The organism is Aestuariibaculum sp. M13, assembly GCF_024723255.1.
Taxonomy (GTDB): domain Bacteria; phylum Bacteroidota; class Bacteroidia; order Flavobacteriales; family Flavobacteriaceae; genus Aestuariibaculum; species Aestuariibaculum lutulentum.
Map to the genome: position 1 here is coordinate 26,043 of NZ_JANIAC010000006.1, position 13,451 is coordinate 39,493.

13 protein-coding genes are annotated in these 13,451 nt (G+C 36.1%); 7 read left to right on the plus strand and 6 right to left on the minus strand.

Annotation, left to right across the window (positions count from 1 at the left end):
* Window positions 1-52: 52 nt before the first annotated feature.
* Together NO995_RS17175 and NO995_RS17180 are read right to left on the minus strand one after the other, a co-directional pair.
* Entirely contained in the window at window positions 53-2,146 is a 2,094-nt protein-coding gene (locus NO995_RS17175; protein WP_258228567.1) for a M13 family metallopeptidase, read from the minus strand.
* 116 nt (window positions 2,147-2,262) lie between these two features.
* Window positions 2,263-2,781: a hypothetical protein gene (locus NO995_RS17180; RefSeq protein ID WP_258228568.1), complete on the minus strand. Its 519-nt coding sequence runs from the start codon at window positions 2,779-2,781 to the stop codon at window positions 2,263-2,265.
* Window positions 2,782-2,937: 156 nt separating this feature from the next.
* Between NO995_RS17180 and NO995_RS17185 the strand changes: the two genes are divergently transcribed.
* The 4 genes from NO995_RS17185 to NO995_RS17200 all read left to right on the plus strand — a co-directional run bounded on the left by NO995_RS17185 (window position 2,938) and on the right by NO995_RS17200 (window position 6,777).
* The gene (locus tag NO995_RS17185; protein ID WP_258228569.1) at window positions 2,938-3,909 is read left to right on the plus strand and encodes an NAD-dependent epimerase/dehydratase family protein; all 972 of its coding nucleotides are present in this window, start codon (window positions 2,938-2,940) and stop codon (window positions 3,907-3,909) included.
* Between the two features lie 38 nt (window positions 3,910-3,947).
* On the plus strand, window positions 3,948-4,538 hold the full coding sequence (locus NO995_RS17190; RefSeq protein WP_240575137.1) for a HupE/UreJ family protein: 591 nt from the start codon (window positions 3,948-3,950) through the stop codon (window positions 4,536-4,538).
* A 215-nt stretch (window positions 4,539-4,753) separates the two neighbouring features.
* Window positions 4,754-5,185, plus strand: coding sequence for a dCMP deaminase family protein (locus NO995_RS17195; RefSeq protein ID WP_240575139.1), 432 nt, complete (start codon window positions 4,754-4,756; stop codon window positions 5,183-5,185).
* The gene (locus tag NO995_RS17200) at window positions 5,185-6,777 is read left to right on the plus strand and encodes a S41 family peptidase (protein ID WP_258228570.1); all 1,593 of its coding nucleotides are present in this window, start codon (window positions 5,185-5,187) and stop codon (window positions 6,775-6,777) included. Before NO995_RS17195 ends, NO995_RS17200 begins: the two co-directional genes overlap by 1 nt.
* Here the strand turns inward: NO995_RS17200 and NO995_RS17205 are convergent, their stop codons facing one another.
* From NO995_RS17205 to NO995_RS17215, 3 genes are read right to left on the minus strand one after another with little or no spacing between them, the layout of a single operon-like run.
* A complete protein-coding gene (locus NO995_RS17205; RefSeq protein WP_258228571.1) occupies window positions 6,778-7,389 on the minus strand; it encodes an FAD-dependent oxidoreductase in 612 nt (203 codons plus the stop codon).
* Between the two features lies 1 nt (window position 7,390).
* On the minus strand, window positions 7,391-7,594 hold the full coding sequence (locus tag NO995_RS17210; RefSeq protein ID WP_240575152.1) for a hypothetical protein: 204 nt from the start codon (window positions 7,592-7,594) through the stop codon (window positions 7,391-7,393).
* A 13-nt stretch (window positions 7,595-7,607) separates the two neighbouring features.
* Window positions 7,608-8,195: a MarC family protein gene (locus NO995_RS17215; protein WP_240575153.1), complete on the minus strand. Its 588-nt coding sequence runs from the start codon at window positions 8,193-8,195 to the stop codon at window positions 7,608-7,610.
* Window positions 8,196-8,305: 110 nt separating this feature from the next.
* On the opposite strand from NO995_RS17215, the gene NO995_RS17220 reads away from it, so the two are divergent.
* The 3 genes from NO995_RS17220 (at window position 8,306) to NO995_RS17230 (ending at window position 12,821) form a co-directional block, all read left to right on the plus strand.
* Window positions 8,306-8,872 (plus strand): DUF3109 family protein, encoded by a 567-nt coding sequence (locus NO995_RS17220; RefSeq protein WP_240575289.1) that lies wholly within the window; start codon window positions 8,306-8,308, stop codon window positions 8,870-8,872.
* 279 nt (window positions 8,873-9,151) lie between these two features.
* A complete protein-coding gene (locus tag NO995_RS17225) occupies window positions 9,152-10,132 on the plus strand; it encodes a ribonucleotide-diphosphate reductase subunit beta (protein WP_258228572.1) in 981 nt (326 codons plus the stop codon).
* A 202-nt stretch (window positions 10,133-10,334) separates the two neighbouring features.
* Complete coding sequence (locus NO995_RS17230; RefSeq protein WP_258228573.1) at window positions 10,335-12,821, plus strand: ribonucleoside-diphosphate reductase subunit alpha; 2,487 nt, start codon at window positions 10,335-10,337, stop codon at window positions 12,819-12,821.
* Window positions 12,822-12,937: 116 nt separating this feature from the next.
* On the opposite strand, the gene NO995_RS17235 is transcribed toward NO995_RS17230, so the two are convergent.
* Window positions 12,938-13,219, minus strand: coding sequence for a pyrimidine/purine nucleoside phosphorylase (locus NO995_RS17235; protein WP_258228574.1), 282 nt, complete (start codon window positions 13,217-13,219; stop codon window positions 12,938-12,940).
* Window positions 13,220-13,451 lie beyond the last annotated feature (232 nt).

Below are 13,451 nucleotides of genomic sequence, written 5' to 3' on the forward strand. Positions count from 1 at the left end.
AGTGTTAAAGAAGAAAAGGGTGTTTTCTAATTTTGAAAACACCCTTTTTTTATTACCAGATTTTTACTCGTTTACTCGGTTCTAAATATAAACTGTCGGTTTCTTTAATATCAAAAGCCTGATAAAAGGCATCAACATTTAAAAGAGGTTGAACAGCTCTGGTCATACCCGGTGAGTGCGGATCGGTTTTAATTTGATTTTTTAAAGCGTCATCACGCATTTTGGTTCTCCAAACAGTCGCCCAAGACATGAAGAAACGTTGCTCGGCAGTAAAACCGTCGATGTCTTCTGGTCTTCCATTGTCTTTAAAGCTAAGCTGTAAAGCATCGTAAGCTGCATTTACACCACCTAGGTCCCCAATATTTTCGCCAAGTGTGAATGGACCGTTAATATTGGTTTCAGGTAACACCTCAATGGCACTGTATTGATCTGCTAAATCTTTTCCTAAAGCTTCAAACTGTGTTAAATCTTCGTCTGTCCACCAGTTGTTCAGGTTTCCGTTTTTATCATATCTCGCACCAGAATCATCAAAACAGTGTGAAATCTCATGACCTATAACCGCACCAATACCACCGTAGTTAACAGCATCGTCTGCCTGAAAATTGAAAAATGGTGGCTGTAAAATAGCTGCAGGGAATACAATTTCGTTAAACGATGGATTGAAGTAGGCATTAACCGTTTGTGGAGACATACCCCAACGGCTTTTATCTACTGGCTGGCCTAAATCTTCTAAATTCTTTTTATGGTTCCAGGCGCTAACGTTAAGCATGTTTTGAGAAAAGGATCCGTTTTCATCTGTTGAACTGATTTCCAAATCGGAGTAATCTTTCCATTTATCAGGATAAGCGATTTTAACGGTTAAAGCTAAAAGTTTTTCGACAGCTTTTTCTTTCGTTTCTTCAGTCATCCAGGCTGCATTTCTAATGCGATTTTCAAAAGCTTTAATCACATTAGCAATCATTTTTTCTGCACGCTGTTTAGCTTCAGGAGGAAAAACTTCATCTACATAAAGTTTGCCTAAGGCTTCGCCAACAGCACCGTTAACAGTTAAAAGCGCTCGTTCTTCTAAAGGACGTTGTTGTTTTGCACCACGTAATGTTTTGCCATAGAATTCCCAGTTAGCAGTTTCTATTTCGGTACTTAATGCACCTGCCGATCGGTTGAATAAAGACCAACGTAAATACGCTTTCCAGTCGTCTACATTATTTTCAGCAAGAATGTTTTGTAATGCTTCGGTATATTTTAATTCGCCAACAATAATGGTGTCGATACTTTTAACGCCGATACCTTTAAAATAAGTATTCCAGTTAATAGCGGGAACCATATTTTGTAATTCGGCGATAGATTTAGGGTTGTAGCGTTTGCGGGCATCACGACGTTCTACCTTATCCATTTTTGGTTCGGCAAGTCGTTTTTCGAAAGCTAAAATACGTTTAGCCTGGTCGTTAGCTTCGGCTTCGGTATCTCCTAAATATTGAAGCATTTTAGTAACATGTGCCACGTAAAGTTCTCTTTTCTCTTTAGAGTCTGTATCATCTTTAACGTAATAATCTCTATCAGGAAGTCCTAAACGACCCGAACCTAAAAAGGCAGAGTTAATATTACTGTTTTTTGGGTTGGTACCTACATGAAAACCAAAGAAACCAATGCCTCCGGTAGGTTCCATTTCAATTAAAAAGTTTTGAAGGTCTTCTATATTCTGAATGGCATCAATCTTTTTTAAGTCTTTTTTAATGGGATTGATACCCATTTTATTTCTGCTTACAGTATCAATTATGGTTTTAAAAAGTTCGATAGCTTTTTGTTGGTCAGATCCCGGAAGTACTTCACTCTTTTTAATGTCTTTGTTGTCAGACATGGCATTTTTTAAGATGGTTAGAGCGTCTTCATCGGTTTTCTTTCTTAATTCGTTAAAGCTTCCCCAACGGGTTTGGTCATCCGGAATTTCGGTAGTTGCTAACCATTTACCATTAACGAATTTGAAGAAATCGTTCTGTGGTTTTACAGAAGGATCCATAAACTCAAGGTTAATGCCAGGTGTCTGGGCAACTTCGGTGGTTTCGGTTTTTGTTTCGTTTTTACACGAAGCTACAGCCAAGACCAACGATAAGCCTAAGAAAGGCTTAAGATTTAAGTTTGTTTTCATATGCTGATTTGGTTAAATAATGAGCCCAAGGTAGCATACTTGTCTATTAACAGGGGGTTGATTATGAAAATCTTAACACAAATTGAAAGAACAAACCTGTTAAAATGAAAAGTAGATTAAGGACGTTCAAAAACGTTTTTGTCGGCCTCCATTTTTTTATTCATTTGAAGGTTTAAATTTGAAAATGAAACTAGAAATTCTTTAATCGTTGCAAGCAACTCATCTCGTTTGGTTGTTGATAACCCGGAAAAACTTTGTAGTTTATAAAGTTTGGTTTCAAAAGCGGTAATACGTGCTTTAACAGCATCGGTATTTACTTTTTCGGGAATATTTTTATTAAAATCTTTAAGGAGAACAGTGATGGCTTCATCGTTGTCATTGAAAAAGCTGAGGTCGCCTTTTTTTACGTTGTTAACAACATCGTTAATTTGTGTGTATTCGTTCCAGCTCTGTATGGCTTCTTCTGTTTGATTATCTAATAAGAATTCGGTGTATTTAAGTTTGGCAATATCACTTTCGGTCACTTCGTTAGTGTTTTTAGAACTATCGGTATTTTGTTCCTGGTTTTCAGATTGTTTACAAGAACTCATGATTATGATGAAAATGCCTAAAAGACTTAAAAATTTAAAATTCATAGGTTTTTAAATATAAATACAACGACAAAGATATAGGAATAGTTTATTAATCTTTAAAATAGATGGTGATGAAGTTTAAAATGTTTTCATGTAGAAATGAAAAGTTTTCAATAAAATCTTAGTAATTTTAAGTAGTACACATAAAACCTTGGTTAAATGAAACCTAAAATATTAATAATAGGGGCTTGCGGACAAATTGGTTCAGAATTAACATTTAAGCTACGTGATTTGTATGGTAGTACGAATGTTATTGCAAGCGATATTAGTTACAGCAATTTAGGTGTTGTTAATACAGGTATTTTTGAAGTGGTCGATGCGCGAAGCTATTCCAGTATTAAAATATGTGTCGATAAATATCAGATTGACACGATTTATCTTATGGCGGCTATGCTTAGCGCTACGGGAGAAAAATTCCCAATGAAAGCCTGGGATTTAAATATGGAATCGCTGTTTCATGTGCTAAATCTGGCGAAAGCCAATGTGATTAAAAAAGTATTCTGGCCATCGAGTATTGCGGTGTTTGGACCCACAACTCCGGTTGAAAATACACCTCAGTATACTGTTATGGAGCCATCAACCGTTTATGGTATTACCAAGCAGGTGGGCGAGCGTTGGTGTGAGTATTATTTTAATAAATTTGGGGTAGATGTCAGGAGTTTACGTTACCCTGGAATTATAAGCTGGAAAACCATGCCTGGTGGAGGAACTACCGATTATGCCGTTGAAATTTATCATAAAGCGATAACCGATGGGGCTTATGAATGTTTTCTGTCTGAAAACACAAAATTACCAATGATGTATATGGATGATGCTATAAAGGCAACTGTTGATATTATGGAAGCACCTGCCGAAGCAATAAAAATAAGATCGTCTTATAATTTATCGGCTATTAGCTTTACACCAAAAGACGTTGCAGAAAGTATTCAGGCATCGCATCCCGATTTTAAAATAACCTACAGTCCGGATTACAGGCAGACCATTGCGGATAGCTGGCCTAAAAGTATTGATGATTCGCGTGCCAGAGCAGACTGGGGATGGAATCATAGTTTTGATCTTCAGGATATTACTAAAGAGATGCTCTTTCAGTTGGATAAAAAGTATAACACGCCTCTGAAAAAATCGAATTAATTGTATCTTTGACATTTCCCATATCTTAATTAATTATTATGCTAGAGAATTTTTGGTTTAACGTAGAGTATGGTATAAACCATGTCCTTGATATCAAAGCCTACGATCACGTTTTGTTTCTTATCGTACTAACGGTTCCTTATCTGTTTAAAGACTGGAAGCGTGTGTTTTTATTGGTTTCTATGTTTACCCTAGGACATACTTTGTCTTTGGTTCTGGCATCTTATGGGATGGTGAGTGTAAATGCTACGATTGTTGAATTTTTAATACCTATTACCATTTTAGTGGTCGCCTTGTTTAATGTGTTTACCTCAGGTAAAGGCGCGCAGAAGGAAAAAGTTGGTGTCTTGTTTTTATCGACTTTATTTTTTGGATTAATTCACGGATTGGGTTTTGCCAGAGAGTTTAAAATGTTACTTGGAGATTCTGATAGTAAACTTGTATTGTTATTAGAATTTGCATTAGGAATAGAAATCGCACAGATTATTATTGTGTTTATCGTGTTGTTTTTAGGGTATTTGGTGCAAACCATTTTCCGTTTTTCAAAACGCGACTGGATTATGGTGATTTCGGCCATTGTGGTTGGGCTCGTTATTCCTATGATTTTAAACAGCGATTTCTTGGCTTAATCTAAAAATTAAGTACTTAACATCTAAAATTATATAAACTTTCGTAAAAGTTTAACGAAGTAGGGTTGTAATTAAAATACGAACCAAGTATATTCGTTATAATATTTCGCGTGAAGGATTGAGGTAGTTGTTGGAGCTCTTTATTTTGTAAAAATAAAAGCGACTACCGAAAGCCTGGTTGCTAAAAGCAACACGCCAAAAACAAATACAGATTCATGCCGAAGATTAAACAGCTTAAGTACGATAAAGCGTATTTAAGAATTGCTAAAGAGTGGGGAAAATTGTCTTACTGTAACCGCAGACAGGTTGGAGCGCTTATTGTAAAGGATAGAATGATAATTTCTGATGGGTATAATGGTACGCCATCGGGGTTTGAAAATTTTTGTGAAGATGATGAAGGCTACACAAAATGGTATGTTTTGCATGCCGAAGCCAATGCGATTCTAAAAGTTGCGGCATCGACACAATCATGTAAAGGTGCTACCTTATACATTACCATGTCACCGTGTAAAGAATGTAGTAAACTTATACACCAAGCAGGTATTGTAAAAGTGGTTTATCAGGATGCTTACAAAGACGATTCTGGTCTTAAATTTTTAGCTAAAGCTGGCATCGAACTGAAACAAATTGAAGATATAGAAGCTTAATGTCTAATAATAAAAAATACTTGCCCTTAATACTTGGTGTTGCTATTGCGGCAGGGATTTTTATTGGCGGAAAGTTAAATTTTAGCGATTCGCCGGACAGGTTGTTTTCTACAAACAGCAAAAAAGATAAGCTTAACCGACTTATCGATTATATCGATTACGATTACGTTGATGACATTAACACCGATAGCATTGTAGATGTTACAGTAAATGGCATTCTGGAGAATCTCGATCCGCATTCGGTGTATATTCCAAAAGAAGATATGCAGCGCGTTTCAGAAAACATGAAAGGCGATTTTATTGGTATTGGCGTAAGTTTTTATCCGTTTAGAGATAGTATTGCAGTTATTCGTGCTATTGAAGGCGGACCAAGTGAAAGGGCTGGTATTAAAGGCGGTGATCGTATTTTAATGGCCGATGGCGATACACTTTTTGGAGCGAAGCTGAACAATAGTGATATGGTCGATAAGCTAAAAGGACCTGAAAACACTAAAGTGAAATTAACGGTCTATAGAAAGGGCGAATCGAAACTTTTAGATTTTACAGTGAAGCGTTCTGCGATTCCTATTAAAAGTGTTGATGCGGCTTATATGTTAACTGGTAAGCTGGGTTATATAAAAATTAACCGCTTCGCGGAGTCGACTTATAAAGAGTTTAAAACAGCTTTAGATAAATTACTGGATGAAGGCGCGACAGAAATCGCTTTAGATTTACGTGATAATCCGGGTGGTTTTCTTGGGATTGCCGAGCAAATTGTTGATGAGTTTTTAGAAGATGAAAAGCTAATATTATTCACTAAAAATAAACGAGGTCATATTGAAAAAAACTTTGCAACCAGCAAAGGCGATTTTGAAGACGGTAAGTTATTTGTATTAATTAATGAGAATTCGGCATCGGCAAGTGAAATTGTGGCCGGAGCGCTTCAGGATAACGACAAAGGGACTATTGTTGGTCGCCGAAGTTACGGTAAAGGCCTGGTGCAACGTGAAATGGATTTAGGTGATGGCAGTGCTGTGCGTTTAACAGTTTCTAGGTATTATACCCCTACAGGACGTTCTATTCAACGTTCTTATAACAAAGGAAACGACGATTATTATCATGATTATTTCGATCGTATTGAGAGTGGAGAGTTATTTGATTCCGATAAGATTAAAGTAGCCGATTCCCTAAAATTTACAACACCAAAAGGTAAAGTGGTTTATGGAGGCGGAGGTATTATTCCTGATGTATTTGTTCCTATCGATACAAGCTTACAAAACGAAACCTTAACCTTTTTACAGCGCAGTGGTTTTATAAGTAATTTTGTGTTCGTAGAGTTGGATAAAGATCGAAAGGCTTATGGCATTATGTCTCGAGAAGATTTTATTGATAGCTACATGGTGAGCGATGAAATGGTTTTCGACTTTCAGGATTATGTAAATCTTCGTACCAATACTAAAATTACTTTTGTGGCTTATCACGACGAGGTGAAGCAATACATTAAAGCTGCTTTAGCCGATCAATTGTATGGTGATGGTGCATTTGAGCAAATTATCAATCAGAGTGATATTATGATTGATGAGGTAATTCGGTTAAGTGAGGTAGGGGAGTAATTACTCTTCTATTTTATCGTGTACTTTAGCATGAATTCCATCATTCCAAAGGGTTAGAATGTCTGTAGCGACATGAGCGCCACTGCCTGAACAAATAGCAAACTGACTGCGCCATCCTGCTAAAGATCCGGCAACATAAAGATTTTCTTCAATTAAATGGTCGGTGTTTTTTAGCCATATACGGTCTTTTTCAATTGCAGATCTTGGGTGAGGCTCAACATATTGTTCTAAACCTTTAATGTGCATTAAATTGGTATAGCCAACCGCAACAACAACAATTCTAGATTGGTAGGTGTGTTTGTTGGTTTTAATTTTAAAACCGTTTTTAATTTTTTCTAATTCAAGAACCTTTTCACCTTCAATTTGTTCTACATGCGGATAAAGCTCCGTAAGTTGCTGTTTCCCGCTTTCAAGAATAGATTCGCCGGTTGTTCCAGGCGTTAATCCCAGAACATTGTTGAATAAGGCGGTTTGCAGATGCGATGTTTTTTGGTGAACAACAATGCCAATGTGTTTGTCTTTAGCGTAGGCTTTGTTCTTTGCGGAGCCTAAAACTAAAGCACAGGATAAACCAGCTGCGCCACCTCCAATAATAAATGCGTCGAACTCCATGTTAACGGCGTTCTTTTACTTTTTGTTCTATGCGCTTAGAGGTGTATAAAATAAGCATAATAAGAATGGCACAAAGCGAAGCTAAAATGGTAATTATCGCAACAGAACTTTCGCCTTGTAATGGGGCGCTGAAATTAATTTTTGTAGCATTAAAAACCACAAGGGCTAATGCTAATACACTTATAACTATGGTTGCTATTTTCATTTTAAGAATGTTTTTAGGTTAAAGCGAATAAGGCTTTAATGTTGTGAGCGAATAATTTAACGGCAATAGCCAATAAAATAACCCCGAATACTTTACGGATAATATTAATTCCGTTTTGCCCTATAAGGCGCTCAATCTTTTTTGATGTTTTAAGCACTACAAAAATAATAATAACATTTAACAGTACCGCAACAATTATATTTTCGGTGCTAAACTCTGCTCTTAGCGATAATAATGTGGTTAAACTTCCCGGGCCTGCTATTAATGGGAAAGCTAAAGGAAACACCGTGGCAGACATAGCGCTGTGCTCTTCTTCCTTGTAAAGGGTAATGCCTAAAATCATTTCTAAAGCAATAAAGAATAGTATAAATGAACCGGCAACCGCAAAGGAATTAACGTCAATACCAACCAGATTCAAAATGCTTTTACCTAAAAATAAAAACATGATTAAAATAACTCCTGCAATAATGGAAGCTTTACCACTTTGAATGTGTCCCATTTTTTTTCTTAAATCGATAATAATTGGAATGTTTCCAATAATATCGATAACAGCGAAGAGAACCATAAAGGCAGTAAATATTTCTTTAAAGTTGAATTGCATAAGTTCATGTTTTAAATTTCGTAACAAATGTATAGCAATATCATAAATTACAATAGTGTTTTAAACATAAAGTTTCGTTATTTTTGCACCCGAAAAATGGTAGTAAAGGTATGTTTCAATTAGGGAAAACAATTGTTTCTGAAGATATTATAGAAAAAGAATTTGTGTGTAATCTTTCGGCATGTAAAGGAGCGTGTTGTGTTGATGGTGATGCAGGAGCACCACTGGATAAGGAAGAAGCTCAGATTTTAAAAGATATTTACCCAAAGGTGAAACCTTACTTACGTCAGGAGGGTATTGATGCTATTGAAGCGCAAGGTGCTTTTGTGACGTCGGAAGATGATGGTGAATTAGAAACGCCTCTTATTAATGGTGCCGACTGTGCTTATGTTATTTATGATGAGAAGGACGTAGCACTTTGCGGTATTGAAGCGGCTTATCGAAATGGTGACGTGTCATGGAAAAAACCAGTGTCTTGTGAACTGTATCCAATTCGTGTTCAGGATTACAGTGAATTTTCGGCTGTTAATTATCATAAATGGCAAATTTGTGACGATGCATGCTCTCTTGGAAAGGAATTACAGGTGCCTGTTTACAAATTTGTTAAAAATGCTTTGATAAGAAAATTTGGTGAAGACTGGTATGCTGAGTTAGAGAAAATCGCCGAGGCTAAATAATTGCTTAAAACACCTGTAAAATAAAGGGTTTTCCGGTCGGAAAACTTTTAATTTCTGTAAACTTTTTGAAAAAACAAAAAACGTAAAACACTGTTAATCAGTAATTAAGTGTTTTTTATTTGTAAACTTCTTATACTCAGTAATTTTCATTATTGTTAAAAACTTTTGCACAATGTTTATAACTAAAGCTTTCATTTTTAACATCATTTTCCAATATTTGTTACTCCCAAATCGATTAAAAATTTTCGTTAAACTTTAAAATTAAAACTCTCAAAAACAATGTCTCAGGCTATCGAACCCATTCTCCAAGAAAATAAAGATCGTTTTGTAATATTCCCAATTCAGCATCATGACATCTGGGAATGGTATAAAAAATCAGAAGCAAGTTTCTGGACCGCAGAGGAAATCGATTTACATCAGGATTTAACCGATTGGAAAGATAAGTTAACTGATGATGAGCGTTATTTTATTAAACACATTCTTGCTTTCTTCGCAGCAAGCGATGGTATTGTAAATGAGAATTTAGCTGAAAACTTCGTTAATGAAGTTCAGTACAGTGAAGCCAAATTTTTCTACGGATTTCAAATCATGATGGAAAATATTCACAGTGAAACCTACTCCCTATTAATTGATACTTACGTAAAAGACGAAAAAGAAAAGGACATTTTATTCAATGCTATTGAAAATTTCCCGGCGATTAAGAAAAAAGCAGATTGGGCTTTAAAATGGATTGAATCACCAAGTTTTGCAGAGCGTTTAATTGCATTCGCAGCAGTAGAAGGTATTTTCTTCTCCGGAGCGTTCTGTTCTATTTTCTGGTTAAAGAAACGTGGTTTAATGCCAGGTTTAACCTTCTCTAACGAGTTAATCTCAAGAGACGAAGGTGTACACTGCGATTTTGCGGTGCACCTACACAACAATCACTTAGTAAACAAAGTGCCAAAAGAACGTATCAGAGACATTATTGTTAATGCTTTAGATATCGAGCGCGAATTTATCACAGAGTCTTTACCAGTTAGTTTAATTGGTATGAACTCTAAATTAATGACCCAGTACCTTGAATTTGTTACCGACAGATTACTGGTGGAATTAAACTGTGAGAAAGTTTACAATGTGGGCAATCCGTTTGATTTTATGGATATGATTTCGTTACAAGGAAAAACAAATTTCTTTGAAAAACGTGTGTCCGAATATCAAAAAGCGGGTGTTCTTAACAAAGAAGAAGACAAAGATAAGTTCTCTTTCGACGAAGATTTTTAATTAAAAATCCGGTTGAAAAACCAACTTATTAATCCATAAAAGTATCATCTCATTCCCTTCTGGGGAATGGGGTTTAAGTAAGATTTTATATAGCCAACTAAATCATCTAAGTATTGATCTTTTTATTGATCGGTATTTGGAAATATCTAATTAACCCTTTTTCTGAAGCTGTAATCAGGAAAACCAAAACACGTGTAAAACTATGTATGTAATCAAAAGAGACGGCAGAAAAGAACAAGTGATGTTCGACAAAATCACCGCCAGGGTGCGAAAATTATGTTACGGATTAAACGAGTTAGTAGATCCATTAAAAGTAACAATGCGAGTAATTGAAGGACTTTACGATGGTGTAACCACGAGCGAACTTGATAATTTAGCTGCTGAGATTGCTGCAACCATGACAACGGCACATCCAGATTATGCACGTTTAGCGGCACGTATCTCTGTGTCTAACTTACATAAAAACACGAAGAAGAGTTTTAGTGATGTTATGCACGATCTTTATACTTACATCAATCCGCGTACCGGGCAGGAAGCACCGCTTTTAGCTGATGATGTATACAAAGTGATTATGGATAACAAAGAGGTGTTAGATTCTACCATTATCTACAACCGCGATTTTGGTTACGATTACTTCGGATTTAAAACCTTAGAGCGTTCTTACCTGTTAAAATTAAACGGAAAGATTGCTGAGCGTCCACAACATATGTTAATGCGTGTAGCAGTTGGTATTCACTTAGACGATATCGAATCGGTAGTAGAAACTTACGAGTTGATGTCTAAAAAATACTTTACCCACGCGACGCCAACTTTATTTAATTCAGGAACGCCAAAACCACAAATGTCGTCTTGTTTTCTTTTAACAATGAAAGATGACAGTATTGATGGTATTTACGATACATTAAAACAAACGGCCAAAATTTCTCAATCTGCCGGAGGAATTGGTTTAGCTATTCACAATATCCGTGCAACAGGAAGTTATATTGCCGGAACCAACGGAACATCAAATGGTATTGTTCCAATGCTAAAAGTATTTAACGATACAGCACGTTATGTAGATCAAGGAGGAGGAAAGCGTAAAGGAAGTTTCGCGATGTACATCGAAACCTGGCATGCCGATATTATGGATTTCTTAGACCTGAAGAAAAACCACGGTAAGGAGGAAATGCGTGCGCGTGATTTATTCTACGCGATGTGGATTTCAGATTTATTCATGAAACGTGTTCAGGAAGACGGATCTTGGACCTTAATGTGTCCTAACGAATGTCCAGGATTAGACGAAGTGCACAGTGAAGCATTTGAAGAATTATATTTAAAATACGAAAGCGAAGGTAAAGGTCGTAAAACGATTAAGGCACGTGAACTTTGGGAGAAAATATTAGAATCTCAAATCGAAACGGGTACACCGTACATGTTGTATAAAGATGCAGCGAACCGTAAATCGAACCAACAGAATTTAGGTACCATTCGTTCTTCTAATTTATGTACAGAGATTCTTGAATACACATCTCCAGATGAAGTTGCCGTATGTAACTTAGCATCGATTGCGTTACCAATGTTTATTAAAAACGGAGAGTTCGATCACAAGGAATTATTCCGTATTACAAAACGTGTAACAAAAAACTTAAACCGAGTAATCGACAGAAATTACTATCCGGTAATTGAAGCTGAAAACTCAAACATGCGTCACCGTCCAATTGGATTAGGAGTACAAGGATTGGCAGATACGTTTATTAAATTACGTATGCCTTTTACTAGTGATGAAGCAAAACAATTAAACCAGGATATATTTGAAACCCTTTATTATGCTGCAGTAACGGCAAGTATGGAAGAAGCTAAGGTAGACGGACCGTACCAGACTTACGAAGGTTCTCCTATTAGTAAAGGTCAGTTCCAACACAATCTTTGGAATATTAAAGATGAAGAATTAAGCGGTAACTGGGATTGGGATAAATTACGTCAGCAGGTATTAAAACACGGAGTTCGTAACTCGCTTTTAGTAGCACCAATGCCAACAGCTTCAACATCTCAGATTTTAGGAAATAATGAGTGTTTCGAGCCTTACACATCTAACATTTATACACGTCGTGTATTATCGGGTGAATTTATCGTTGTAAACAAACATTTATTAGAAGACTTGGTAGAACTTGGTCTTTGGAATGAAAGTTTAAAACAAGATATAATGCGTGCTAATGGTTCAGTACAAAATGTTGATGTTCCTCAGCATATTAAAGAACTTTATAAAACGGTTTGGGAGTTAAGTATGAAAGATATTATCGATATGTCTCGTCAACGTGGATACTTTATCGATCAGTCGCAATCGCTTAACTTGTTTATGGAAGGTGCAACCATGGCTAAATTAACATCGATGCACTTCTATGCCTGGAAAAGCGGCTTAAAAACAGGTATGTATTACTTACGTACTAAGAGTGCTGTTGATGCCATTAAATTTACGCTTCAAACCACTAAAAAAGAAGAACCTGTTGCTCAGACTGTAGAAGTTAAAGAGGTTAATGTTCAGGAGCAGGATCAAAAGCAAAATGTAGCAGCAAAAAATGCAGCTAAATTTTCAAAACAAACACAGGCAGAGGTTGATGTTCAACCAATGACTCCAGAAGAAATGAAAGCCCTAATTGCACAAGCTAAAGCTGGTCAAGGTGACGACGATTGTGTGATGTGTGGTTCATAATAATATGCATTCTATATGAGCTTTTAATTGGCTGAGAATGATTTTTTAATTAAGTGTTATATTACAAAAAAAGCACCTCTTTGGAGGTGCTTTTTTAGTTTGATTAAGGTCTGGTTTTATTGGTACTGACACAAATATGAGGTTTGTGTGCTAACCTTTACTAAAAAGCTTTTATTTGCGTCAATTTCGTAGGCTTCACCTGCTTTATATGTTGCCCATTCATTTGAATTAGGAAGTTTTACGGTCATCTCACCTTCAATGACGGTCATAGTTTCATGTAGTGAGGTTGAGAATTCGTATTCTCCCGGTTCCATAACGCCTAAAGTTGATTTTCCTTCAGCTGTGGTATAGCCTAAGGATTTTACATTATTGTTAAAATAACTGTTTTCTGATATCATAATTGGTTTGTTTTTTGCAAATGTATACAAAATAGGTAGGAATTAAATAGTATTCGTGTTTAGGATGTTATAAAAATTAAAAAGCACCCAGAACAGGTGCTTTTCATCTAACTCAACGATTCAAATGTTATGGAAAAGGATTTCCCTTTACTTTGTGAGCGCCAAATTAGGTGCATTATGTTAAGTAAATAGGGGTTTAGTATTAAGATAGTTTTATCTTATTTATAAAAGA